Genomic DNA, 24,748 nt, shown 5'->3' with positions numbered 1-24,748 from the left:
TGAACAAATAGAAAAGAGGTAGGTTTTACCCTACCCCTTAATCCATAATTATTTAAATTGATTATCGAGAAAATCCACCAAGGCTTTGTTCAGCCATTTGTACTAAACGCTTTGTGATTTCACCACCAACAGAACCATTCGCACGTGAAGTTGAATCTGGACCAAGGTTTACACCAAATTCTGTAGCGATTTCATACTTCATTTGGTCTAAAGCATTTTGAGCACCATCAACTAATAATTGATTGCTACCTGAATTATTTCTATTTGACATGTGTTGTCACCTCCTTGTGAGTATAGAGTGTGACAAAACACAGATCTTCATTCATATTTCGACTGGTAATTTTTAGTAATTTTATAAAAGTGCGTCGATATCGATTTCTTCTTCTTTTGTTGACGATTGATTTCGAATCATTTCGTTCTCAAAAATGATTGATTCTCTATTAACAACAGCTTCATTTATTAGTTCAGTAAAGTCAAAACGACTCTCGTAACGAGCCACCTTATCACGTTTTGGTTTTGTAGTTGGATTAGCTGGAGTAAAGATTGTACAGCAATCCTCATAAGGTCTAATACTGATATCATACGTATCAATTTTTTTAGCAATATCCATAATCTCTAATTTATCCATAGCCAATAGTGGTCTTAAAACTGGATAATTCGTTACTTCATTGATTGTATGCATACTTTCCAATGTTTGGCTTGCCACTTGTCCTAAGCTTTCTCCAGTTGCTAATGCAAGTGCTTTACGATTAACAGAAACTTGCTCAGCAATTCTAAGCATCACGCGTCTCATAATTGTCATTGTATAGCTTGCAGGCATCTCTTTATGAATTGCTTTTTGAATTTCAGTAAATGGTATAACATGTAAAGTCACTCGTCTACAATATCTAGTTAGTTTACTTGCTAAATCCATTACTTTTTGTTTTGCACGATCACTCGTAAATGGGGGACTTTCAAAATGAATGGCTTCTATTGACACCCCTCGTTTTAACAACATGTACGCTGCTACCGGACTATCGATTCCTCCAGAAAGTAATAACATAACTTTTCCGCCAACTCCAACTGGATAGCCACCTGCACCGTATTCTTCTCCACAAGTAATATAAGTAGCATCATCACGCACTTCTACTCGTACAGCTACATCTGGCTGATGAACATCTACAGTTAAGTGTTCTGTATTTTGAAGAATATACCCACCTAGCTCGCGATTTAACTGTGGCGTGTTTAATGGGAATTGTTTATAACTACGTTGTACGTTCACTTTAAACGTTTTAACACTATCACCAAGCTCTTTAATAGCCTCAAGAGCACCTTTTTTAATTGCATCTAATTCAGTATCAACTTTTCTAGCATAACTAAACGTATGAATCCCGAAAACTTCTTTAAGATTGGCAGCAACCTTCTCATGGTCTTCACCATTTAATTTTATATACATACGATCACGCGTTGCTGTGATTTTAATTTTTTCAAAAGCTTTTAATCGATTTCGAACATTTTCTCTTAATATACTTGTAAATCGGCCTCGATTTTTTCCTTTTGTAGTCATTTCTCCATAACGAATTAAAATATATTCAACATTCATGCTGTTACCCCATTACTTTATATAAATTTTTAATTACTTCTTTAATTATTTTGTTAAACTGCATTACTTCACTCATTGTATTTTCATAAGAAAGACTTATTCTGACAGCACTACTTGCTACTTTTTCACTCTTACCCATACTTTGTAATACTCGGCTTATCTCGAAAGTTTTAGAAGAACATGCCGATTTTGTAGATATAAAAACATTTTCTTCAGATAGAGCATGTACAATTACTTCTGGCTTTAATCCTACAAATGAAATATTTATTATATGAGGAGCAAAATCTGATTTTGGTGAGTTCATAACTGCGCCGTCAATCATTTCCAAATTTTGAATAAGTTCATTTCTCATATTATATAGGTGATCAATCATTGTTTTTTGTTTTTCTAGCGTGATTCTCAACGCTTTTGCCATCGCAACACTTCCTGCTAGATTTTCTGTTCCTGAACGAATCTCTCTTTCCTGTGAACCACCTGTCATTAATGATGATAATGTCACACCATCTCTAATATATAAAATTCCAGTTCCTTTTACACTATGAAATTTGTGACCGGAAATTGATAATAAATCAATCGCAGCTTGTTTAATATTTAATGGAACTTTCCCTATCCCTTGAACAGCGTCAACATGGAAAAATACTTTTGGATAATCCCTTAATAATTTTCCAATTTCGGCTATCGGTTGAATTGCTCCTGTTTCATTATTTACATGAATGACAGAAACTAATATCGTATCATCTCTTAACGCATTTTTTAATTGGTCAACAGAAATAAATCCATCTTCACTTGGGGATAAGTAGGTTACTTCAAATCCTAGTTCCTCTAATTGTTTATACGCTTCATAAATTGAAGGATGTTCAATTTCAGTCGTAATCAAATGCTTTCCTCTTGAACGATGCATCATAGCTGTTCCTTTTATTGCTAAATTATTCCCCTCTGTCCCACCTGAAGTAAAGATAATCTCTGATGGTAGAACTGATAAAAGCTCTGCAATTTGGTTTCTAGCTTTTGAGAGTAATTGCTCTGAGCGTCCACCTAGCTTATGAATCGAAGAGGGATTTCCAAAAAACTGGTCTGAAACAGTAATATATGTGTCTAAAACCTCTTTATAAGGTTTAGTAGTCGCGCTATTATCAAAATAAATCATATTTTTTCCGTACCTCCATATTGCTTGAGTCCATTTTTCATTATATCTGAAAACAGACGAAACCCCTAAGATTTTCATCTATAGGGGTAGTGTGTACTTTTGTTCATTTAGTATTTCTTGTAATTTATCGATTGCACCAGGTTCAACTTTTTCAATTGAAACAGCGGCTTCTTCTAGAGCTTCATTATATTGGAATTCTCTAAATAATTGCTCTGCCTTGTCCATTGACGTTGCCATTTGTACATTTGTACTTCTATAGCGATTTCCATATTGTATCACTTTTTCAACGAAATAACCTTGTTCTATCATATATTTCGTATCATTATAGCAATCCTGTACAGCTTTTGTTGCTTTTTCTAGTAAAAATGATACATGCGTCATTTTTAAAGGCTTTTTCTCTAATTCCAAATAAACAATTTGCATACTTTCTTGAGCATCTTGAATTTGTTTCATAGAAGAAATTGGCATACCAGGTAAATTAGAAATTTGAACAAGACGTTTGACCTCTAACATTAATCGTTTCATTTCAATTAATTGATCACGAGCTTGTAATTCATCTTTACGAAGTGCTTTTAGCATTTCAACATACATCAAATGAGATTCTTTAACATCTTCCATTTGCTTTTTTAGTAAATCTAATTCTTCTCTTATTACGGAAAAAGCAAGATCTTGTTCTGCTACACGAATCTGCAATAATTCAAAGCGTTTTGTAATGATACTTACTTGCTTTTCAACCATTTTTTGAGCTTGTGTATCTTCATCACTTAATTCATAAATTTGCTGAACTAATTGAGTCTCTTCTTTTGTTTTTAGATTATCTTCTCGAATACTTTGAATTTCTTCTTGAGAAGCCCATATTTCTTTTTCTACAACAAATTTACTCTCTACTTCTTTTTCTAATAAATCATAGATTGAATCGACTTTTGCTTTCACAAATTCAAGCTTGTCATTCGCTTCTGTGATTTCTAGTTTTTTAATTAATTCGACACATTCAATACATATTTTAGAACAATCGATTGTTTCATTTTCTAATGCTTCAAAATCAAGCGCATATCCTTCTGCTTTCATTTGCTTCAAACCATCTGTTAAATTATGTATTTGAGAAGGCATTGTTGTAGAAGATTCAATATAAATATCCGGAATGATTTGCATATTTGTTTTCAGTATATGTACTTGATCAGCAATTTCTTTTACTAAGCCTCTTGCTTCTAAATAGTTTCCTTTTTCAGTTGTTTCATTAAATAATTGGATTTGTTGTTTAATATCATCCATTTTTTGTTCCAACTGAGTTTCAGATATTGAATATAAATGACGATGTGTTAATAAAAGCTTTCTTTGCTCAAGGTACTCTTGGTTTAATATTTCAATATCCGAATTATTTTGTTCTTCACTTCCTACTAGGTCGCTTACCTCATTTAGAATGTTTTCGATGCTTGCCTCTGCTTCAGTAAGGTTTCCTTCAATTTCACTAATTCCTGCTTTAGCTTTCATGAAATGATATTTATTAATTGCCTCATCAATTACTGAGATGGAATCAGTTACTTTCGGTAAAAAAGTTGTAACTAGTTCATCCCAATCAGTTCTCCATTTATCAAAAAGCTCTTCCGTTTGGCCCGTCATATTTAAGGCCTTTAGCTTTGAAAGTTCATCCGTAACTGGCTTACTCATTAACTGCATTCTCCACGCTTCAAGTTCATCGAGTTTTTTGAATAAACGTTGTCGAATTGTTAAGGCTACAATCATTAATGCGATAACAATAGCTATTACGACTAAAATTACATAGAATGTCATTGTCATTTTCCCTGATGTACCTCCTTTTACTGCCATCTGAATCTATTTATATTTATTTGTACGTTATTTTTTGAATTAATAAATCGCTCTAATTTAGGTCATAGTTAATAATAACATGATAAAGTTGATTTTTGGCTTAATTTTTTCAATTTTTTCATATTTTTATCAAACTATAATAAATACTGTAAAAGCTTGTAGAAATTTCAGATTTTTAAACAACGAAAAACGCCTTTTCATTGTAATTTTTCACAATGAAAAAGGCGAACTTTTAGGATGAAAGTTCTACTCGACTAACTAGTCTCTCATCCTTATCGAATAGTGATTCGATCCACTTTTCTACATATTCTTTATATCTCTCAAAAAAATACAGATCATTTTGCTGTATATACAATACTTCATTTAAATAGCCTGGAAATAAGTACGGTGTTGAAAGGAAGGATTTTAATTGAACAAAAAAGACTGAAAATGGCATTGTTAGTTTCGCATTCGAAATACGAACAGCATCATAAATTTGAGTAAAAGTATAACGCTCTCTTGCTAAATAAGTCATCATAATTTCACGAATAAAGACAGAGTCAATTGTCAGCTCTCTGTAAAAAATTGAAGCATATTCCTTCTTTAAAAAGTAATAATTAAGTACTTCATCAACAAGGTTCATTAAAATTAAATTTGCGTTTTTATCATACAATGACAAACTATGTTTATCTAAGATTTCCACGTATCCTTCCAAAAAATCTACTATGATATGTTCAAGTAAACCTTGTTTACCTTTAAAATAATATGAAATCGTCGCAATATTTACATTTGCCTTTTTAGAAATATCCCTTACTGAAGTACCATGGTATCCATTAATTTTAAATAACGTAAGCGCTGTCTCGATGACTTTCTTCTTTGTTGCAAGTTTATCTTGCTCCATACTCGTCACCCTCTTTTACAACTTCAATTCCTTTATTAATTAGCGAAATGATGATAATTTCCTCTACAAATCGGTCGACAAAATTACCAGTAATCTTTCGAAATATGCTATGATATTTCACATGATATAGGGAAAGGGGTCTACAAATGTTTCAAAAAGTCGAATATTCAGGCACAAAAGAACAACAATATAATACGCTAACAGCACAAGTTAAAGCTTTAATAGATGGCGAACATAACCTAATTGCTAATTTAGCAAACACATCTGCCTTATTAAATCAGTTTTTGCACCAAATAAATTGGGTTGGATTTTATTTAAAAGATGGAGATCGAAATGAATTAGTTTTAGGCCCATTTGTAGGTCTTCCTGCGTGTGTTCGTATACCATACGGCAAGGGAGTTTGCGGGACATCTGCTCAAACAAAAACAGTTCAAAGAATCGATAATGTTCACGATTTCCCTGGCCACATCGCTTGTGACGCTGCATCGAATTCAGAGATTGTTATTCCTTTGATGCATAACGGTGAAGTAATTGGTGTATTAGATATCGATAGTCCAGATTTCAATCGTTTTGATGAAACGGATCAAAAATATCTTCAAGCAATCGTAAATTTAATTGAAGAAACAATTAGATAAGAAAATTTGATTCAAAAAGAAATTCTTTATTTTCTTTTTATAAAATGCTAAAACAAAACTGGCCTTGACTATTTTATACTATCTGGTTATAATATTTTTTGTGTAAAATAACGCAGCGTTGTAAGCACAGGCTTGATATTTATTTTGTTCCTCTACTGTTTAAGAGGTGTCATCGCGTAACTCTGGCTGCTGGAGCGAGGATACATGAAAGCAAAATAAACAAGACTTGGGGCTACACGAACGTTTTTATTTTACTCCAAAATAAAAACTAAAGGAGGAGACACTCAATGTCTCGTTATACAGGATCTACTTGGAAATTATCTCGCCGTTTAGGCATTTCATTAAGCGGAACAGGTAAAGAATTAGAAAAACGCCCTTACGCACCAGGTCAACACGGACCTAACCAACGTAAAAAATTATCAGAATACGGTTTACAATTAACTGAAAAACAAAAATTACGTCACATGTACGGTGTTAATGAGCGTCAATTCCGTCGCACTTTTGATATCGCTGGTAAATTAACTGGTAAACATGGTGAAAACTTCATGATCTTATTAGAAACTCGTTTAGACAACGTAGTTTACCGTATGGGTCTTGCTCGTACTCGTCGTGCTGCTCGTCAATTAGTTAACCACGGTCATATCTTAGTTGATGGCAAACGTGTAGACATCCCTTCTTTCCGTGTGAAAATTGGCCAAACTATCAGCTTACGTGAAAAATCACAAAACTTAGCTGTAGTTAAAGAAGCTGTTGAAGTTAACAACTTTGTACCTGAGTACATCACTTTCAACGCTGACAAATTAGAAGGTACTTTCAACCGCTTACCAGAGCGTTCTGAATTACCAGCTGAAATCAACGAAGCTCTTATCGTTGAATTCTACAACCGTTAATTATATCGCTTCATAGAAAGCGATGAAAAACCACAATCAATTGATTGTGGTTTTTTTTGATTTCAATCAAAAAAAAGCCCTCGACTTTACTCGAAGGGCTACTTATGCGGAAATGAGGGGTGGATTAAAATAACCTTTTATATTATTTTAATTTCACTACCGCTAAGTCATGTTGCATTGCATTATTACCTTCTTGAGGATCAAATGCAATGTCACTAAGTCCAAATACATTTACTACAACATCACGATCTTTCGGATGAAGAATTCTTACTTCATAAGCGAATAAAGTTGCTGGAAGTTGGAAAGATCTAAATGTTCTATATTGATTTGGTGGAATTGTTACTGAAGATGGGTCAACCATAGGAAGAATCACTGGTGAACCACTTGACCAGTCAAACATTAATACACTCACAGAACGAGCGTCCTCTGGATCAAGATTAACTGCTTCAACTGTTAAAAATTGAGTATCTGAATGTCTTCTTAAAACGCCAGTTGATAAAAATTTTGACGACATCAACGTCACTCCTTTCATATTATTTGGACAAGCAAATCCATATAATATAAAATGTTTCAATCAGTAGAAATGAAACGGACATTGGTACAAATTAAAGAATAGTTTTAATAAAAATGATAGATTACCTAAAACTAAATTTGTTTATAGTAAGCTGCTTTTAAAATAGATAAACATTCTCTAAAGTATGCTGTTGGTATGATTACTTTTGGTGTTTTTGCAGGAAGACCTACTACATTTAATCCTTGTTTTTTAGCTAATTTTAAAGATCTAAATAAATGATAATCATTTGAAACAACGACGCCTAGAGCTTGATCTTTGTTAATAAGTTTTTTGGAGAATTTCATATTCTCATATGTATTTGTTGATAAATCTTCTTTCACAATTCGATCTTCTTCAATTCCTAATTTGATTAATTCTACCTTCATACATTCAGCCTCTGATATCAATTCATCGTTTCCTTTTCCACCTGAGACAATAATTTTTGCACTTTTATTTTCCTTAGCATATTTAGCTGCTGTTTCAATTCGAAAACGTAAAGCTCTAGTTGGCTTATCCTTTTTCAGACCAGCACCTAGCACAATAACATAATCAGCGTTTTTAGGTACTTTATGCTGATATTGTAAAAAGCTATTTACACCAATAAAAACGATGCAGAAAACATAACTTAATATCCCAATAATAATTGTATATGTAATTATTTTAAAAAAGCTCATTCCCTTTTCTCCTTAAGTAAAATTACTTTAAATTTTATTTTAACGAATAATTAAGTGGAATTCACTAAAATTCGGAATATTCCACAAATGTTTAACACTTTTCCTCATAAAAATAGGTTGCAAATAAAAAATCCCCTATATGAAAAGAAATGGATGTCATTTCTTTCATATAAAGGATTGATTTAAAATTATTTATTCAATTATCTAGGATACTTTTCGCCCATTGGATTATGTTGATCCTTCGAAAGCCTTTTTTGATGTGCTTTCGTTTTTGCATCTACATGATTTGCATCACTTGGACGATTTTTCTTTGAACCACCTGCTGCATGACTCATTTTCTTTCCCTCCATTAACCAGTTCGTACAAAAACTAGTTTACGTAGAAACAATTTGTTTATGCGACTTTTCTTGAACTTTCACCATTATTTTCAACTTCTAATCCTTTACCCATTAAAGCGGCTAACATACTGAATAATGGTGTAATAAATAATACGAATGAAAACGGTAAGTAATCAATAACAGGTACTCCTAATGTTGAAGCAAAAAATGCTCCACTTACACTCCAAGGAATAATTGGATTAAATAAGGTTCCACCATCCTCTAACGCACGTGATAAGTTTTTAAGTGGAATATTTTTTTTAATAAATACATCCTTTAATAATTGCCCAGGAAGTAGAATTGATAAGTATTGTTCACCTGTTAAAAGATTTACACTCATTGCAGATAATGTACTTGCAATAATGATATTCCCTTTACGTTTTAAATTAGATAATGACTGTATTAATGTCTCGAATACACGTAACTCTTGTAATAATCCGCCTAAAGCAAGTGCAATAAATATTAATGACACGGACCACATCATCGATTGTAATCCTCCTCGGTTAACAATCGAATTAAGCATTTCATTTCCTGTATCCGTTTGGAATCCATTTTGTAATGTTGTAAACACTTTTGCAAGCGTAATATCCTTTTGAATGAAAAATGCTAAAACTAATGAGCTAACAATACCAGCAGACATCGTTGGTAAAGTTGAAAAACCTCTGAATGCCATAATAAAAACAATTAAACAAGGGATTAATAATAACGGATTCACTTCAAAGCTAGATGAAATTGCTTTTTTCATTTGTGTAACTTGCGACATATCTGTATTTCCATGGCCCATTCCGATGATTAAGAATAAAATAACTGTAACAATTAATGCTGGTATTGTTGTATATGCCATGTGTCGAATATGCTCATTAACTTTTATTCCTAAAATACTTGGAACGAAATTTGTTGTATCTGAAATTGGTGACATCTTATCACCAAAACAAGCTCCACTAATAATCGCACCTGCTGCAATTGCTGGTGGAATCCCCATAATATGTGCGATACCCATTAACGCTACACCAACTGTAGCGATAGTTGTAAAAGTGCTACCTGTGAAACTAGCAACAATGATTGTAATAAAAATGGCACTGATCGCAAACCATTTAGCTGAAAGAACAGATATTCCGTAAAATAATAATGTAGGTACTGTACCACTTAGCATCCAAGAACCGATTAATAGACCGATCATCATTAAGATTAATGTAGGTGACAAACCATTTTGAATTCCCTTTTTCATACCATTTTCAATCTGTTCCCATTTATATCCTTTAAAAAGTCCAAAAACTGCTAAACAAACAACACATAATAAAAGTGGAATTTGTGGATCCGATTTTAATATAACTAGACAACAAGACATAATCACTGCAAACAGTGCGATTAACGCACCTAATTCAATATTTTTCATTTTATATACTCTCCCTTATTTATATATCCAAATATACGTGTTCACGAAACTTTATGAACCCAAGTTTCTCATAAAAGCTTCTTGCATATTTATTGTCGATCCAATAATCTAGTTCAATTCTAGAAAGATGATTTTCACGAGCAAATGAAGCAATTTTATGGATTAAAAATGAACCGTATCCTTTATTTCTTTTTTCTTCTTTAATACTTATTTGATGAACATAACCTAACCGAAAAGCTTTTTTAATCGGTCCTTCAGGTATATGTTTTATTTCAATCCAAGCATATCCGATCAAATCTTCAATATCTTTAACTACGAAAAAATGATGATCTGGTTTATCTACTACACTCTTGAAAAACTCAGTTATCTCCGCTAGATTGTGAACCTTAAAAAATTCTGGCAACAATTCAGCATGTAAATTTTGTACATCTTCATTAAGTTTTGCCAATATTCGGTAATCTCTCGTTGCAAATATCTCCATAATTTTAACCCTTTCAAAAAAAGATAAAGAAAACACGTTGATTAACGAGCCTTTTAGCTACTACGTCGAGCAAGGATCATCGCTGCCAACTTATGCCTATTAAAGTGCAATAAAAAATCGAGGCCCCCCCCTATTAAAGTAGGGACGACCTCGATCGCGTTACCACCCTAGTTATAAGAATAAATACGATTACTAGTAAAAATCCTTATCACTCGAATCTGTAACGTAGATTTACGTTCTTCCCTCCATTAGTACAACTAACTTCGAAAAGAAAACTCACGAAATGTAATTCATTTGATTGTGTAGACGAGTTTTCACCAACCACTCGCTCTCTAGACTACTCCCAACCAAACTACTGCTTTTTCGTTCACTGTTTGTTCGATATTATAATGTAACCAAGTGGTATTTCTTCTTACCACGACGGATAATAATAAATTGCTCTTCAATTGCATCTTGTTTAGTTAACACAGTTGCAACGTCTTGTATACGATCTCCATTTACATAAACCGCACCGTTTTGTACATCTTCACGTGCTTGACGTTTTGATGGAGAAATTTTTGCTTCAACTAGTAAGTCTACTAATCCTTTTTCTGCTTCACTTAAATTGAATGAAGGTACGTCTTTAAAACCTTGTTTGATTTCAGCAGCCGTTAATTCTTTTACAGATCCACTAAATAATGCTTCTGTAATCTTAATTGCTTGATCAAGAGCCGCTTCACCATGAACAAGTTTCGTTACTTCAGCAGCTAATGCTTTTTGAGCAATACGTTGTTCTGGTGCTTCATTAAATTGTTTCTCAAGCTCTAAAATTTCCTCTTTCGTTAAGAAAGTAAAGTATTTCAAGTATTTAACTACATCACGGTCATCTGTATTAATCCAGAATTGGTAGAATTCGTATGGAGTTGTTTTTTCAGGGTCTAACCAAACTGCTCCGCCTTCTGTTTTACCAAATTTAGAACCATCAGCTTTTGTTACTAAAGGTACTGTAAGACCAAAAGCTTTTGAATCTTCTTCTGTCTTACGGATTAGTTCCATACCTGCTGTAATATTACCCCATTGGTCACTACCACCAATTTGTAATTTACAGTTATGGTCTTGGTATAATTTTAAGAAATCATATGATTGTAAAATCATGTAACTGAATTCAGTAAATGAAATACCTGCTTCTAATCGTGATGCAACTGAATCTTTAGCTAGCATGTAATTTAATCCGAAGTTTTTACCGATGTCACGTAAGAAAGTAATAACATCTAATTCGCCTGTCCAATCAAAGTTATTAACTACTTTAGCAGCATTTTCACCTTCGAAGTTTAAAAATGGTAATAATTGTGTACGAATTCGTTCACTGAACATTTTTACTGTATCAGCAGTATTTAACGTACGTTCTGCCTTCTTACCACTTGGATCACCGATCATTCCAGTTGCTCCACCTACTAAACCAATCGGTTTATGACCTGCAACTTGAAATCTTTTTAACATTAACACTGGTAATAAGTGACCAATGTGTAAGCTATCACCAGTTGGGTCGAAACCACAATATAATGAAACAGATTCTTCGCTTAATATTTTTTGTAGACCTTCTTCATCTGTCATTTGATTAATTAATCCACGAAATTCTAAATCTTGTAAGATATTTTCCATTTTCAGTCCACCCCTTCTATGCTCTATACGTCGTTTAAACAAAATAAAAAGTCCCTACTGATAAACAGTAGGGACGAATAATTAAAATCGCGGTACCACCCTAGTTGTAGCTAATAAAACTAGCTACCTCTCATACAATTAACGGTTGTTAACCGTTCTAATCCTAATTTGCATAAAACAAATTTCGAAAAAGAATGCTCCAGGGTGTAATTCATGTCAATGTCTGTGCTAATTCTCACCAACCATTAGCTCTCTGATCCAATACCATTCACACTACTAAGCCTTTCAACGCTCACTATTAAAATGTTATGAAACATTTATATCACAAATAAAACGTTTAAGTCAAATAGATAATTAAATTTTTATTAATTTAATTTAAATTGTCATTCAATATTTGAATAAAAATGCTTTAAATCAAATAATATGGTTAAATATTATTACTAACATCTTTAAAAATACATATTTTGGAAATGGAGTGTTTTTTCTTGAAGAATAAAGGAATATGGATTGCTTTAATTATTGTAGTCATTCTAATCTTTATGGGCGTCGGTAGCTATAATAGCTTTGTGACTCAGGAAGAAAATGTAACAAATAAAATGTCGCAAGTTGATAATCAACTAAAACGTCGTTCAGATTTAATACCAAACTTAGTAAATACAGTAAAAGGATATGCTAAACAAGAAAAAGATGTGATTGCTTCAGTAACGGATGCACGCGCAAAATTAGCTGGTGCTCAAACGACTGCCGATAAAAGTAAAGCTGATGCAGAGTTGTCTGGGGCGCTTAGTCGTCTTTTAGTTGTCGTAGAAAACTATCCTGATTTAAAATCAAATCAAAATTTCCAAGCATTAATGGATAGCCTAGAAGGAACTGAAAACCGATTAGCTATTGCTCGTAAAGATTATAATGATGCAGTAACTGTATACAACCAAAAAATTAAAAAATTCCCGGGTGTGCTAGTAGCTCGACCTTTTGGATTCGAGAAGAAAGATTACTTTGAAGTATCTGAAAAAGATAAAGCTACACCTGAGGTTGACTTTAGTGGCGATGGTAATAAATGAGAAAATTTCTCTCATCAATATTCTTAATAGGATTTCTTCTTTCATTTGCTACAGGAGCAAATGCTGAAATTAAAGTCCCTTCTCAAGTAGGAGACATATATGTACAAGATTATGCAAATGTTCTTAACAGAGAAGATACACAAACTCTAATTCAATTAGGGAGAAAGTTAGAAGACACTACCTCTGCTCAACTTGCGGTATTAACAATACCAAGTCTCGAAGGAAACGATATTAAAGAATATGCTAATACAGCATTTCGAACATATGGTTTAGGTAATAAAGAGAAAAATAATGGTGTTCTTTTGTTATATGCTAAAAAAGACAGACAAATCAGAATCGAAGTAGGATATGGATTAGAAGGAGTTGTAACAGATATTAGATCTGGTAACATTTTGGACCAGAGCGCTATTCCATATTTGAAAAAAGGTGAAGAATCTCTTGCGATAACAAACACATATAAATCACTATATAATGTTATTTTAAATGGCTCTGAACAAACTGGTCATTCTAAAACAAGTAATTTATGGGATAATTTAAAAGTATTCATCATCATTGCGATTGTAATCGCGATGATCATCATTGATATGATTTTCTTTAATGGTGTACTTACTTATTTCATTTTGAATTTATTACCTGCGCTATTAAACTCCTCAGGTGGCGGTGGCCCAAGAGGTGGTGGCGGAGGAAGCTCCGGTGGCGGTGGCGCCGATCGAAAATTTTAGACTAACAAAAAACCATTGGATTTTTTTCCAATGGTTTTCTTTTTTAATTAATCTTCCATCGTTGATAAATCACCAGTTGGAAGGTCTAACTCCCATGCTTTTAATACTCTTCGCATAATTTTTCCGCTTCGAGTTTTTGGTAATTTATCACGGAATTCGATTTGTCTAGGTGCCGCATGAGCTGCTAGTCCTAGTTTTACAAAGTTACGGATTTCTTCTTTCAATTCATCTGAAGCAACATAACCATCTCTTAGCGCAACAAATGCTTTAATAATCTCACCTCTTACAGGATCCGGTATACCGATTACACCAGCTTCTGCAATCGCAGGATGCTCGACAAGCTTACTTTCTACTTCAAATGGACCTACTCTCTCACCAGAAGTCATAATGACGTCGTCTACTCGACCTTGGAACCAGAAATATCCATCCTCATCCATATAAGCTGAATCACCTGAAACATACCACTCATCATTTAAGAAATAGGATTGGAATTTTGCTTCATTATTCCAAATTGTGTTCATCATTGATGGCCAACCCTTTTTAATTGCTAGATTTCCCATCGTATATGGAGCAACTTCATTACCGTTATTATCAACAATTGCTGCCTTTATTCCAGGGAATGGTTTACCCATTGAACCTGGGCGAATTGGCATACATGGATAGTTACAAATTAATGAAGCGCCAGTTTCTGTCATCCACCAATTATCATGGATTCGCAAATTAAATACTTTTGCTCCCCAACGAACTACCTCTGGATTTAAAGGCTCACCAACACTTAAAATATGTCGAAGCGAACTTAAATCATATTTCTTAAGAATGTCTTCCCCTGAACCCATAAGCATACGGAATGCTGTCGGAGCACTATACCAAACCGTAACACCGAATTCTTGAATGGTTTCATACCAAGCATCAGGACTGAAACGACCTCCTAATATGACGTTAGAAGCACCATTTAACCAAGGTCCAAAAATACCGTAAGAAGTTCCAGTTACCCAACCTGGATCCGCTGTACACCAATATACATCATCTTCTTGAAGATCCGTCACCCATTTACCAGTTTGATAGTGTTGAATCATCGCTTGTTGAACGTGAAGAACACCTTTTGGTTTTCCAGTCGACCCAGATGTATAATGTAAAATTAAACCATCATGACGATTTAACCATGTAATCTCAAAATCTGTTTTCGCCTCTTTATATTGAGCCTTAAAATCTACAAATTTACCGCCTTCCTCAACGTTATCACCTACAAGGAAGATTGTTTTTAACGCAGGTAGATCATTAACTGGAACACGTGATAATAATTCAGGTGTTGTAACTAATACCTTTGCCTCACTATCCTCTAAACGATCTTTAACAGCGCCTTCCATAAATGCCTCGAATAAAGGTCCAACAATAGCACCTAATTTTAAAGCTCCTAAAAGTGCAAAATACAACTCTGGTTGACGAGGCATGAAAATAAATACTCGATCACCTTTTTCAACGTCACCGAATTGTTTTAAAACATTTGCAGCCTTATTTGAATTAATTTTCATTTCTTCAAACGTATATTTTTCATTTCGTTTATCATCTTTGTAATACAAAGCAACTTTATCTTTTTGATTAGAATTTGCATGACGATCGATCGCTTCAAAAGCCATATTATACTTTTTTGTTGTATACCAAGAAAACTCTTTTTCTACATCTTCCCACTTAAAATTTTTATAAGTTTCCTCATAGTTTTTTAAATTAAATTGTCCGTTTTTTACAGGAAGCGCTTCCACCTTCATATAAATCCCTCCTTGATATTCTCTACTATCATTATACAATGATAAGATTTAATTTTCAGTATTTTTAATAAATTACCCATTTATATGTATTAGACACATACTGTTTTTTTTCCTGTATGTCTTTCTTGCATTTTTTAGTATGATTATTAAAAAGGTGTTTTCTAAAGGGAGTGAGAAATATTGGATCACCCAAAAAAATATTTTTCAAAAACAATCCAAACTGTGCATGGTGAATTAATTATAGAGGGACCAGTCGAATCTGCCTTACTTGAAACATATCATTTTCATGAAAATTTAACATCTTTTAGACAACCAGCACAGCAACATAAAGCAATTGTTGAAATTGCTAGTCTACCTGAAGCTAGAATTATTATTGCTAGACTTGATCAAACAATAGTTGGCTACGTAACTTATTTATATCCAGACCCACTTGAAAGATGGTCAAAAACAACTCTAGAAAATTTAATCGAGCTTGGAGCAATTGAGGTAATACCTGAATTCCGAGGTTTTTCAGTTGCTAAAAATATGTTAATTCTCTCAATGCTAGATGATGCAATGGAAGACTATATCATTATCACAACAGAGTATTATTGGCATTGGGATTTAAAAGGTACTGGTTTAAATGTCTGGGAATATCGGAAAATGATGGAAAAAATGATGAATGCCGGTGGACTCATCCAATTTGCAACTGATGATCCTGAAATCTGTTCCCATCCAGCAAATTGTTTAATGGTAAGAATGGGAAAACGAGTAACAACTGAAGAAATTCAAGCATTTGACGCACTACGCTTTTTACAAAGATATATGTACTAATTGAACTTTAATCTCGAAAGGTAGGATTCAAAATAATGCTTATTCAAGATATTATGCGCAGTTCAAACATTACTTTAAAAAAAGAAAATACAATCGGTGATGCAGTAACCATTTTTCGAACAGGTGAGGTACGCCATATTCCAATCATAAATGAAGATGCTCAAGTGGTTGGGATCATTTCTGATCGAGATGTACGCGATGCTTTACCTTCAACATTATTTCCTGAAGCATTTTCATCTGTTCTGGAGGTTCCAGTTGAAAAAATTATGACTACTAATGTCATTACTTGCAGTCCGATTGACTTTGTTGAAGAAGTAGCAACTTATTTCTATCAATATAAAATAGGCTGTCTACCTGTCGTATCTAGCGGAAAATTAATAGGACTTATCACTGAAATTGATGTATTACACACTCTAGTAACTTTAACAGGAGCATATCAACCAAGCTCACAAATAGAAATTTTAGTCCATGATCATCCAGGCATTTTAAGTGACGTTGTTAACGTATTTTCAAAAGAAAACATTAATATTGTAAGTGTCCTTGTTTACCCTGCAAAAGAAGTGGATCATAAGGTTCTTGTATTTCGAATTCAAACGATGAATCCACTTTCGATTATTCAAACCTTAAAAACTGAAGGATATAAAATTCTTTGGCCAAATGAAGCGAGTGAATCATGATGAAAAAGGATGCATACTTAGTATATAGCGAAGAGTACCATGCCTATCAATTTAATGAAAAACATCCATTTAATCCGATTCGCTCCCAATTAGTTTATGAACTATTAACATCTAGTAATCTATTAAACGATGCTGATATTATCCCACCAAGATTGGCAACAGATGACGAGCTACTCCTTTTTCATGATTTACAATTTATCGAACAAGTTAAAAAAGCAAGCTACGAACCAGTTAGTGCAAATATTGCTGAACAATTTGGACTTGGAACTGAAGATACACCCATTTTTAAAAATATGCACGAGGCCAGTTCACTAATTGTTGGTGGCACCTTAACTGCTGTAGATGCCGTTTTAGAAGGTAAATCCAATCATGCTTTTAATTTAGGTGGTGGACTACATCACGGCTTTAAACGAAAAGCTTCTGGTTTTTGTATTTATAATGACTGTGCAATCGCTATAAAATATATTCAACAAAAATATGGTTTAAAGGTGTTATATGTAGATACGGACGCGCACCATGGTGACGGAGTTCAATGGGCATTTTATGATGATCCGACTGTTTGTACACTCTCAATCCATGAAACTGGTAGATATCTATTTCCCGGTACAGGTGCTGTAACCGAAAGAGGACAAGGGAATGGTTTAGGATACTCATTTAACATTCCAATCGATGCATTCACCGAGGATGAATCATTTCTATTAAGCTATAAAAAAGCAATAAATGATATAGCTCAATACTTCAAACCAGACGTAATTCTCACCCAAAATGGCTCTGATTCGCATTGTTACGATCCATTAACTCATCTTTGCACGACAATGAAAACATTCGAGGAAATCCCAAAAATCGCACACGAAATCGCTCATAAATATTGCGATGGCAAATGGATTGCAGTTGCTGGAGGAGGATACGATTACTGGAGAGTAGTACCAAGGGCTTGGTCACAAGTATGGCTAGCTATGACAAATCAACAACCAACTACTAACCTAATACCGAATAGTTGGCTAGAAAAATGGCAGAAAATTTCTAATGTTAAGTTACCTACAACGTGGACAGACAATCCATCTATCGTAAAGCCTATTCCAAGAAAAAAGGAAATAGAGGAATATAACGAACAAATCTTATACCGAGCACTTGAGCCATTACATATTCAGCAAAAGAAGCCTTTTATTTGAATACTACACGCCGCCTGAGAGGGTAACTCGACGGCGTTTTTTAATTTTGGGTAATTTTTGATCTTGAAAAAGTAAACTTCAATTCAATAATGGTTCATTTTTAGATAGCTTTCCGGTTAATTTACCAGTTTTCCTTAAAAAAGGAACCTATTATTGTAGGAAATTAGCTCTTTATCCCCCAACCAGTATAGGTAAAATATTATCTTATTTGTGATTACGATCATTTTAATTGTAGATTTATCAAATTTAATTGCGGTTCTCAGATTTTAATTGCACTTTTTAAACTTTATTTGCAACATTCTATTGTTTATTTGCACTCCCTAAACAACAAAAAAAGCCTAGAATCACTAAAATTCTAAACTTTTTCATCATTTATTTTGTTGATTGTCTAATTTGAAGATGATGCGGAAGAATGACTGTATGATCTTCCACTGTCTCTTTATTCATATACTTCGTTAATAATCTCATTGCAACAGCACCAATATCATACATTGGTTGAGCAACAGATGATAATTTTGGACGCACCATTAATGCCAGCCTTGTATTATCAAATCCAAAAACCTCAAGGTTATTCGGTACTAATATTCCATGGTCTTGGGCACTGTGGATAACACCAATCGCCATTTCATCAGATGCTACGAAAATGGCGCTTGGAATAATATTACGCTCATGGAAAGCTTCAAAAGCTTCACTACCTGATTCATACGTATTATCACCATAAGTTACTAACTCTTCATCGAATTCGATACCATTTTCTTGTAAAGCACGTTTATATCCTTCTAACTTACTTAATCCGATAATATTCGTTTCAGTAGGTCCGTTTACGAATGCTACCTTTTGGTGACCTTTTTTAATTAAGTAATCTACTGCATCAAATGCCGCCTGAGCATAGTCGATATTCACTGAAGGGATTTTATTAGCTTCATCATATGTAGTTGCTAATACGATTGGAACACCAGCCTTTTCATACTCTTCTTGATGAATATCCGTAATTGTTCCACCAATAAATAAAATTCCGTCAACTTGTTTTGCTAACATATTATTTATTAATGTTATTTCTTTCTCAATATTCTCATCCGAGTTACTTAAGATAATATTGTATTTATACATTGTTGCAATATCTTCAATACCACGTGCTAGTTCTGCATAAAAAGTATTTGAAATGTCTGGAATAATTACACCAACTGTTGTTGTTTTTTTACTTGCTAGTCCTCTTGCTACAGCATTTGGTCTATATCCTAAACGGCTGATCGCTTCGTTTACTTTTTTTCGTGTAGTAGGCTTAACATTTGGATTACCATTAACTACTCGTGAAACTGTAGCCATGGAAACGTTTGCTTCACGTGCTACATCATAAATCGTAACCGTCATTTTCATCACTCCTCTATTTTATTCTATCTATTATGTAGTTTGTTTTTTATTTAGGTAAAATAGTCATAAAACGTAATATTCCACAAAAATAGTGCTTCATTCTATCTTATAGTGAAACGAATATTCGTTCAATACACCTATTAGAAAAAAATGTAAATTATTCGTAGTTTATCACGATATATTGCTAATTTAAAACAAACGTTCACAAATTATTCAAAAAGCGCCGACTGATTTTCTTCAGCCAGCGCTTATATGTTGATTATCGATTTATGAAAGAATTAACTTCAGACATAAATTGGTCAAATTGATCAAAATTCATTTGCTGAGATGAGTCACTTAAAGCAGTAGCAGGATCAGGATGAACCTCTGCCATAATACCATCAGCTCCAATTGCTAGTCCCGCTTTTGCTGCAGGTATTAGTAAGTCTCTTCTACCTGTCGAATGTGTAACATCTACTAATACTGGTAAATGTGTTTCTTGTTTTAAAATTGGAACAGCTGTTATATCTAATGTATTTCTCGTAGCTTTTTCATAAGTTCTTATGCCACGTTCACATAAAATAATTTCTTGATTACCTTCTGACATGATATATTCAGCTGCATAAATGAATTCTTCGATTGTCGCTGATAAACCTCGTTTTAATAAGATTGGTTTATTTACAGAACCTGCTGCTTTTAATAATTCAAAGTTCTGCATATTTCTTGCGCCGATTTGAATGATATCAACATAATCTAATGCCATTTCAATATGTTCTGGGCTTACTATTTCACTAATAATTGCTAACCCATGGTTTTGGCCAACCTCTTTTAAAATCTTTAATCCCTCTTCACCTAGTCCTTGGAAGTCATAAGGAGAAGTACGTGGTTTAAATGCACCACCACGCATAATTTTTATTCCTTGTTCCTTTAACACTTTCGCAACTGAATCAACTTGTTCATAGCTCTCGACTGCACATGGACCTGCAATAATAATTGGGCTTCCATCGCCAATATTAACGCCATTTACATTGACGATTGTGTTTTCTGATTTTCTTTTTCTTGAAACAAGGAGAACTTTTTTATCGTCTTCCTCTTGTAGCTCTAAGCTGCTTTTAAAAATTTCTTTAAAAATATGTTGGAGGGTAGCCGTACTAAAAGGACCTTCATTGATTTCGGCAATATGATCTAGCATTTTACGTTCTCTAACTGGGTCATAACGTTTTACACCTTGATCAATTTTTGCTATTCCAATTTTCTTTGCGATTTCGCCTCTTTTATTTAGTAACTCAAATATTTGATGATTAATCTCGTCTATTTCAATTCTAAGTTGTTCTAAATCATTTTTAGTCAAATTAAATCCTCCTTGCAAATACCAATATCTCATTTGTTATTATGACACTTTATTGAAAGCTAATCAAAACTTGAGCATTATTTTAAAAAAATGTTTTTTTAGTGAATATTTTGTTTTCTCGTTGGGGGTCGTTAATGACCAAATAAAAAGAAGAGTTAGCTTAGTAACTCTTCCATTTAAACTAAAGTAATAGTATGTCCTTCTTCATCTTCTAATACTCTGTCTAACCATTCATTGACAAGCGAGTTGAATAAGTGCTCTTGTTCTATTTGAAGATTATGGCCAGCTTTGTCTAAAATTGCAAATGATGCTCTTGGAAAATTTTCAAGAATAGTAAATGCGTCTTTAAATCCAACGACCGAGTCTTGTAATCCTAATAAAAATAGACTAGGTTTTTTATACTTAATTTTATCTATTTCAAATGAAAATCCGTAGTTATTCCTTATTTTAGATAAAATTTCTTGATCAGCGATTGAACATCCACTTACAATTTCATCTTTATAACGAACCCAAGTTTTTTCATCTAAAACTACGTTATTTGAACGAAATTCAGTTTCTTCAAGTTCATTTAATTGATTTAAAAAAGTTTTATCTTCGACTATTACGGTATGGTTTGGTAACGACCTTTTCTCTAATTGTGGAATGATCACTGGGCAAATAAATGCAGCACCTTTAACTTTTTCAGGTCTATTTGCAATTATTCCTCGTGCTAAATATCCTCCGTAAGATTCTCCGGCTAATAAAAATGATTGACCCGGAATGATCGTATCAATAAATTTTAAGACGATATTCAGCATATCATCTGTCGTATTAATGTTTGTTCCACCCTTAGTTTTACCCATACCTGGAAGGTCAAAGTAAATCCTTTTATAACCGCTTTTCTTTGTAAAAATCGGTTCCATGCAACCTTGCATTAACCTAGAGTCTGGGGTAAACCCATGAATCATAACGATTGGTTTTCCTTCTCCCATTATTTCATAGTTTAAATCAACATTATTTATAGTACAAAACGGCAAATTGTGACCCTCCTTTTTACAAATCTATTCATTTTTTAAATTGAAGAGATATTAATATTATGAGGCAAAACAGCATGGACACCTTTAACATGGTTAACAATTTGAGTTATTCTCAAATCAACACAAACACTAGCTAAAGCAACGGCTTCTGTTTTTTCAATAGCATATAGCTCTTGAATTAACTCGACCATGCCATTTAATGCAGTTTTAGTTGCTATATTTAAATCTTCGTCAAAACCAAAAGTAAGCCACCCTACTGGTGTGTTAGCTCGTGGCATATTAATTTGCATGTCCTCTTTTACTGTAAGAGTTAGATTCACTTTATCAAAAGGAGATTCGATCGCTTGACCCGATACTTCCCCATCTCCTTGTGCAGCGTGTCCATCACCTGCAGAAAAAAGTGCTCCTTCAACAGCTATAGGTAAATACAAAGTACTACCTTCTACTAACTCTTTACAGTCTATATTTCCCCCACAATATCTCGGTGGTATAGTCGAATGAACACCTGATTCAGAAGGAGCTGTACCTAGGACTCCTAAAAATGGAGCGACAGGTACTGAAACTTCCTTATCTCTGATTTTAGTCTTCGCTGTATTGTTTTTTTCATTGATTAACCAATTTAATGTCACTTCTAGTTCTTCTGAAATACCTAATGCGTTATTTTGCCAATTCTTATTACCACCTGCACAATTCCAGCCATACCAACCAGCTTTTAATTCGTTTATTTTAATTTCAAGTGTCATCCCCGGTTTAGCACCTTCTACAAAGATTGGACCAATCATAGGATGACCCCATTTTTCTTCCTTTTCCCTTGACTTGAATCTTACTCTTTCTCCATTTTGATGCGAATATCCCCACCCGATATCAATCGTATCAAATTCAATCGAATCACCAGAACGAATAAGTTGAATTGGTTCATATACGTTACTAAAAGATGCATGCAAATGCTGATTTGATGTCTTAAATTTATATGTTTCTGGCATATTTATTCCTTCTTTCAACGCTCAATTTTAGTATGTAAAATAATTTAACTATATTTAATTTCTGCACGTAACTTCATTTCCCTTGTTTTAATTTTAAATTTTCATTACTTTTTTCCTATAAATGCTATGATTAGCTCGATCAATTTGAATTGCATAAGACTTTCGGTGTATTGTATAGATGAGGTTTCCAAATTTAGGAATTTCTAATTATTTCATTATATTGGAGGAATAAAAATGGCAATTACATTTAAACAAATGGTTGCGGAAGCACGCGAAAATGTACAAGGAATAAGTTCAGCAGATGCTCGTGAAAAAATTAATTCTAATCCTGATACATTAGTAATTGATGTTCAAGACGCAGCTGATGCAGGTGCTTGTGGATTAATACCAAGCAGTTTGAATATCTCACTTGGCATGCTACCAATCCGTGCAGATTTAGAATTACCAGAACATTTACGTGAGCCTAAGTTAGCAGATCGAAACCGCCCTGTTCTTGTAACATGTGGTGCAGGTGGCCAAGCAACTTTAGGAGCATATTTACTTAAAAAAATGGGATTTACTGATGTAGCATATATTGATGGTGGTACTGCTGCGTGGAAAGCTGCTGGTTTTGACGTAGAATAATTATTTACTTAAGTCAACAAATTCTAAAAAACGTGTAGAAAACCTACACGTTTTTTAATAATTTATTTATTTATCAACTAAAAACAATAACTTAGTAAAGGAATGATAATCCTCATCTTTTTCAATAATACAAGATGGAAAGTTATTGTGATGAATAGAGTCAGGAAGTCCTTGAGTCTCTAGACAGAGTCCAAGATACTTTCTAGATTGAATGCCTCTGATTGAAAAATCATTTAAAAGTTGTGTACCAGTATAAAGAACCACCCCAGGTTGATTCGTTTCAATCATTAGTACACGGCCATTTTCTTCATCACTAAGTATAATCTGCTCAGTATCATTTTCCTCTAAAAGAAAGGGGTGATCATATCCATTTCCTGCTAAAACATTTTGAGGATGGGATGATTCTACTCCATCAATTAATTTCCTACCTTCCGTAAAATCAAATGGTGTGTTATTGACATCTAATAACCTTCCAGTTGGAATTAATTCATAATCAAGTTCAACAAAGTGTTTACTTTTTAGTTTCAAGGTGTGATTTAAAACATCTCTTTTTAAATCTCCTGATAAATTAAAATAAGAATGATTTGTTACATTTAACAATGTTCTTTGATCTGTTTTTCCTTCATACGTCATAACTAACTCATTTTTATTGTTTAATGAATAGATAACCTTCATATTTATATTCCCTGGATATCCTTCTTCACCATCTGGACTTTGATAAGTAAATACAAGACTAATATTTTCTTTATTTTCTATAATCTCTGTATCCCAAATAACCTTATCGAAACCTTTTAAACCACCGTGAAGATGATTATTCTTATTATTAATAGCAAGTTGATAATTCTGATTATTTAATTCAAATTTAGCTTTATTAATCCTTCCCGCTATTCGGCCAATTACTGCTCCAAAATAAGGGGACAGCTCAACATATTCATTAATCGAATCAAATCCAAGAACTACATTTTCAAACTTTCCATATTTATCAGGAACGATGATTTTGTTAATTATGCATCCGTAATCTAGACAGGTTACTTCCATTCCATGAGAATTTATCATTGTATATGCCGAAATTATTTGCCCATCTATCTCACCAAACTTCTCCTTAAACCCTTTCATGATTTTAACTCCTA

General features: G+C 33.4%; 25 protein-coding genes and 2 other annotated features. Of the genes, 8 read left to right on the top strand and 17 right to left on the bottom strand.

The annotated features are described in order from the left end of the window. Nucleotides 1-61 precede the first annotated feature (61 nt). From RAH41_RS02930 to refZ, 5 genes are all read right to left on the bottom strand, one after another. Nucleotides 62-271 (bottom strand): alpha/beta-type small acid-soluble spore protein, encoded by a 210-nt coding sequence (locus tag RAH41_RS02930; RefSeq protein WP_331220510.1) that lies wholly within the window; start codon nt 269-271, stop codon nt 62-64. An 81-nt stretch (nt 272-352) separates the two neighbouring features. After that, nucleotides 353-1,582: a tRNA uracil 4-sulfurtransferase ThiI gene (gene thiI, locus RAH41_RS02925; RefSeq protein WP_331220508.1), complete on the bottom strand. Its 1,230-nt coding sequence runs from the start codon at nt 1,580-1,582 to the stop codon at nt 353-355. A gap of 4 nt (nt 1,583-1,586) precedes the next feature. Further along, nucleotides 1,587-2,729, bottom strand: a complete 1,143-nt coding sequence (locus RAH41_RS02920; protein WP_331220506.1) for a cysteine desulfurase family protein — start codon at nt 2,727-2,729, stop codon at nt 1,587-1,589. 78 nt (nt 2,730-2,807) lie between these two features. Then, nucleotides 2,808-4,526: a septation ring formation regulator EzrA gene (gene ezrA, locus RAH41_RS02915; RefSeq protein WP_331220505.1), complete on the bottom strand. Its 1,719-nt coding sequence runs from the start codon at nt 4,524-4,526 to the stop codon at nt 2,808-2,810. A 262-nt stretch (nt 4,527-4,788) separates the two neighbouring features. Beyond that, on the bottom strand, nt 4,789-5,436 hold the full coding sequence (refZ, locus tag RAH41_RS02910) for a forespore capture DNA-binding protein RefZ (RefSeq protein ID WP_331220503.1): 648 nt from the start codon (nt 5,434-5,436) through the stop codon (nt 4,789-4,791). A gap of 146 nt (nt 5,437-5,582) precedes the next feature. On the opposite strand from refZ, the gene RAH41_RS02905 reads away from it, so the two are divergent. After that, a complete protein-coding gene (locus RAH41_RS02905; RefSeq protein ID WP_331220501.1) occupies nt 5,583-6,071 on the top strand; it encodes a GAF domain-containing protein in 489 nt (162 codons plus the stop codon). 287 nt (nt 6,072-6,358) lie between these two features. After that, nucleotides 6,359-6,961, top strand: a complete 603-nt coding sequence (gene rpsD, locus RAH41_RS02900; RefSeq protein WP_331220499.1) for a 30S ribosomal protein S4 — start codon at nt 6,359-6,361, stop codon at nt 6,959-6,961. A gap of 142 nt (nt 6,962-7,103) precedes the next feature. Here rpsD and RAH41_RS02895 read toward each other — a convergent pair whose 3' ends face one another. The 6 genes from RAH41_RS02895 to tyrS all read right to left on the bottom strand — a co-directional run bounded on the left by RAH41_RS02895 (nt 7,104) and on the right by tyrS (nt 12,083). Beyond that, nucleotides 7,104-7,475: a hypothetical protein gene (locus tag RAH41_RS02895; protein ID WP_331220497.1), complete on the bottom strand. Its 372-nt coding sequence runs from the start codon at nt 7,473-7,475 to the stop codon at nt 7,104-7,106. Nucleotides 7,476-7,606: 131 nt separating this feature from the next. After that, nucleotides 7,607-8,188 (bottom strand): YdcF family protein, encoded by a 582-nt coding sequence (locus RAH41_RS02890; protein ID WP_331220495.1) that lies wholly within the window; start codon nt 8,186-8,188, stop codon nt 7,607-7,609. Nucleotides 8,189-8,388: 200 nt separating this feature from the next. Beyond that, nucleotides 8,389-8,523, bottom strand: coding sequence for a hypothetical protein (locus RAH41_RS02885; protein ID WP_088013475.1), 135 nt, complete (start codon nt 8,521-8,523; stop codon nt 8,389-8,391). A 58-nt stretch (nt 8,524-8,581) separates the two neighbouring features. Continuing rightward, the gene (gene nhaC, locus RAH41_RS02880) at nt 8,582-9,961 is read right to left on the bottom strand and encodes a Na+/H+ antiporter NhaC (RefSeq protein ID WP_331220490.1); all 1,380 of its coding nucleotides are present in this window, start codon (nt 9,959-9,961) and stop codon (nt 8,582-8,584) included. A gap of 19 nt (nt 9,962-9,980) precedes the next feature. Next, complete coding sequence (locus RAH41_RS02875; protein ID WP_331220488.1) at nt 9,981-10,442, bottom strand: GNAT family N-acetyltransferase; 462 nt, start codon at nt 10,440-10,442, stop codon at nt 9,981-9,983. Between the two features lie 137 nt (nt 10,443-10,579). After that, nucleotides 10,580-10,822, bottom strand: a binding site (T-box leader). Between the two features lie 4 nt (nt 10,823-10,826). Beyond that, a complete protein-coding gene (gene tyrS / locus RAH41_RS02870; protein ID WP_331220486.1) occupies nt 10,827-12,083 on the bottom strand; it encodes a tyrosine--tRNA ligase in 1,257 nt (418 codons plus the stop codon). A 66-nt stretch (nt 12,084-12,149) separates the two neighbouring features. Continuing rightward, nucleotides 12,150-12,381, bottom strand: a binding site (T-box leader). 187 nt (nt 12,382-12,568) lie between these two features. Here tyrS and RAH41_RS02865 point away from each other — a divergent pair. Together RAH41_RS02865 and RAH41_RS02860 are read left to right on the top strand one after the other, a co-directional pair. Beyond that, nucleotides 12,569-13,144 (top strand): LemA family protein, encoded by a 576-nt coding sequence (locus RAH41_RS02865; RefSeq protein ID WP_331220483.1) that lies wholly within the window; start codon nt 12,569-12,571, stop codon nt 13,142-13,144. Next, a complete protein-coding gene (locus tag RAH41_RS02860) occupies nt 13,141-13,866 on the top strand; it encodes a TPM domain-containing protein (RefSeq protein ID WP_331220481.1) in 726 nt (241 codons plus the stop codon). The genes RAH41_RS02865 and RAH41_RS02860 overlap by 4 nt, the downstream gene beginning before the upstream one ends. A 47-nt stretch (nt 13,867-13,913) precedes the next feature. On the opposite strand, the gene acsA is transcribed toward RAH41_RS02860, so the two are convergent. Then, nucleotides 13,914-15,632, bottom strand: a complete 1,719-nt coding sequence (acsA, locus tag RAH41_RS02855) for an acetate--CoA ligase (protein ID WP_331220478.1) — start codon at nt 15,630-15,632, stop codon at nt 13,914-13,916. Nucleotides 15,633-15,812: 180 nt separating this feature from the next. Between acsA and RAH41_RS02850 the strand changes: the two genes are divergently transcribed. Genes RAH41_RS02850 through RAH41_RS02840 form a run of 3 tightly spaced genes read left to right on the top strand, consistent with a single transcriptional unit; the run spans nt 15,813 to nt 18,294 of the window. Beyond that, nucleotides 15,813-16,445 carry a GNAT family N-acetyltransferase gene (locus RAH41_RS02850; protein WP_091023612.1) on the top strand — a complete coding sequence of 211 codons (633 nt, stop codon included), beginning with the start codon at nt 15,813-15,815 and terminating at the stop codon, nt 16,443-16,445. 35 nt (nt 16,446-16,480) lie between these two features. Beyond that, entirely contained in the window at nt 16,481-17,122 is a 642-nt protein-coding gene (locus RAH41_RS02845) for an acetoin utilization AcuB family protein (RefSeq protein ID WP_331220473.1), read from the top strand. Next, nucleotides 17,122-18,294: an acetoin utilization protein AcuC gene (locus RAH41_RS02840; RefSeq protein WP_331221044.1), complete on the top strand. Its 1,173-nt coding sequence runs from the start codon at nt 17,122-17,124 to the stop codon at nt 18,292-18,294. The genes RAH41_RS02845 and RAH41_RS02840 overlap by 1 nt, the downstream gene beginning before the upstream one ends. A 372-nt stretch (nt 18,295-18,666) precedes the next feature. Here RAH41_RS02840 and ccpA read toward each other — a convergent pair whose 3' ends face one another. The 4 genes from ccpA to RAH41_RS02820 all read right to left on the bottom strand — a co-directional run bounded on the left by ccpA (nt 18,667) and on the right by RAH41_RS02820 (nt 22,994). Beyond that, complete coding sequence (ccpA, locus tag RAH41_RS02835; RefSeq protein WP_331220471.1) at nt 18,667-19,665, bottom strand: catabolite control protein A; 999 nt, start codon at nt 19,663-19,665, stop codon at nt 18,667-18,669. A 259-nt stretch (nt 19,666-19,924) separates the two neighbouring features. Beyond that, on the bottom strand, nt 19,925-20,995 hold the full coding sequence (locus tag RAH41_RS02830; protein ID WP_056473486.1) for a bifunctional 3-deoxy-7-phosphoheptulonate synthase/chorismate mutase: 1,071 nt from the start codon (nt 20,993-20,995) through the stop codon (nt 19,925-19,927). 176 nt (nt 20,996-21,171) lie between these two features. Next, the gene (locus RAH41_RS02825; protein WP_331220468.1) at nt 21,172-22,011 is read right to left on the bottom strand and encodes an alpha/beta hydrolase; all 840 of its coding nucleotides are present in this window, start codon (nt 22,009-22,011) and stop codon (nt 21,172-21,174) included. Nucleotides 22,012-22,046: 35 nt separating this feature from the next. Then, nucleotides 22,047-22,994: an acetamidase/formamidase family protein gene (locus tag RAH41_RS02820; protein ID WP_331220467.1), complete on the bottom strand. Its 948-nt coding sequence runs from the start codon at nt 22,992-22,994 to the stop codon at nt 22,047-22,049. A gap of 234 nt (nt 22,995-23,228) precedes the next feature. On the opposite strand from RAH41_RS02820, the gene RAH41_RS02815 reads away from it, so the two are divergent. After that, on the top strand, nt 23,229-23,618 hold the full coding sequence (locus RAH41_RS02815; protein WP_331220466.1) for a rhodanese-like domain-containing protein: 390 nt from the start codon (nt 23,229-23,231) through the stop codon (nt 23,616-23,618). 66 nt (nt 23,619-23,684) lie between these two features. Here the strand turns inward: RAH41_RS02815 and RAH41_RS02810 are convergent, their stop codons facing one another. Continuing rightward, entirely contained in the window at nt 23,685-24,734 is a 1,050-nt protein-coding gene (locus tag RAH41_RS02810; RefSeq protein ID WP_331220465.1) for an aldose epimerase family protein, read from the bottom strand. Nucleotides 24,735-24,748: the final 14 nt, after the last annotated feature.

Origin of the sequence: Gottfriedia acidiceleris (genome assembly GCF_036421055.1) — a bacterium.
GTDB classification, from domain to species: domain Bacteria; phylum Bacillota; class Bacilli; order Bacillales; family Bacillaceae_G; genus Gottfriedia; species Gottfriedia acidiceleris_C.
This window is presented reverse-complemented; position numbering and strand designations above follow the sequence as displayed.

Bases quoted from the DNA above. Each gene is read 5' to 3' on its own strand.
- RAH41_RS02820 (WP_331220467.1), bottom strand. From the start codon at position 22,994: ATGCCAGAAACATATAAATTTAAGACATCAAATCAGCATTTGCATGCA.
- tyrS (WP_331220486.1), bottom strand. From the start codon at position 12,083: ATGGAAAATATCTTACAAGATTTAGAATTTCGTGGATTAATTAATCAA.
- ezrA (WP_331220505.1), bottom strand. From the start codon at position 4,526: ATGACAATGACATTCTATGTAATTTTAGTCGTAATAGCTATTGTTATC.
- RAH41_RS02885 (WP_088013475.1), bottom strand. From the start codon at position 8,523: ATGAGTCATGCAGCAGGTGGTTCAAAGAAAAATCGTCCAAGTGATGCA.
- RAH41_RS02840 (WP_331221044.1), top strand. From the start codon at position 17,122: ATGAAAAAGGATGCATACTTAGTATATAGCGAAGAGTACCATGCCTAT.
- RAH41_RS02895 (WP_331220497.1), bottom strand. From the start codon at position 7,475: ATGTCGTCAAAATTTTTATCAACTGGCGTTTTAAGAAGACATTCAGAT.
- RAH41_RS02930 (WP_331220510.1), bottom strand. From the start codon at position 271: ATGTCAAATAGAAATAATTCAGGTAGCAATCAATTATTAGTTGATGGT.
- RAH41_RS02890 (WP_331220495.1), bottom strand. From the start codon at position 8,188: ATGAGCTTTTTTAAAATAATTACATATACAATTATTATTGGGATATTA.
- RAH41_RS02875 (WP_331220488.1), bottom strand. From the start codon at position 10,442: ATGGAGATATTTGCAACGAGAGATTACCGAATATTGGCAAAACTTAAT.
- rpsD (WP_331220499.1), top strand. From the start codon at position 6,359: ATGTCTCGTTATACAGGATCTACTTGGAAATTATCTCGCCGTTTAGGC.
- nhaC (WP_331220490.1), bottom strand. From the start codon at position 9,961: ATGAAAAATATTGAATTAGGTGCGTTAATCGCACTGTTTGCAGTGATT.
- acsA (WP_331220478.1), bottom strand. From the start codon at position 15,632: ATGAAGGTGGAAGCGCTTCCTGTAAAAAACGGACAATTTAATTTAAAA.
- ccpA (WP_331220471.1), bottom strand. From the start codon at position 19,665: ATGACGGTTACGATTTATGATGTAGCACGTGAAGCAAACGTTTCCATG.
- RAH41_RS02920 (WP_331220506.1), bottom strand. From the start codon at position 2,729: ATGATTTATTTTGATAATAGCGCGACTACTAAACCTTATAAAGAGGTT.
- thiI (WP_331220508.1), bottom strand. From the start codon at position 1,582: ATGAATGTTGAATATATTTTAATTCGTTATGGAGAAATGACTACAAAA.
- RAH41_RS02810 (WP_331220465.1), bottom strand. From the start codon at position 24,734: ATGAAAGGGTTTAAGGAGAAGTTTGGTGAGATAGATGGGCAAATAATT.
- RAH41_RS02845 (WP_331220473.1), top strand. From the start codon at position 16,481: ATGCTTATTCAAGATATTATGCGCAGTTCAAACATTACTTTAAAAAAA.
- refZ (WP_331220503.1), bottom strand. From the start codon at position 5,436: ATGGAGCAAGATAAACTTGCAACAAAGAAGAAAGTCATCGAGACAGCG.
- RAH41_RS02905 (WP_331220501.1), top strand. From the start codon at position 5,583: ATGTTTCAAAAAGTCGAATATTCAGGCACAAAAGAACAACAATATAAT.
- RAH41_RS02815 (WP_331220466.1), top strand. From the start codon at position 23,229: ATGGCAATTACATTTAAACAAATGGTTGCGGAAGCACGCGAAAATGTA.
- RAH41_RS02860 (WP_331220481.1), top strand. From the start codon at position 13,141: ATGAGAAAATTTCTCTCATCAATATTCTTAATAGGATTTCTTCTTTCA.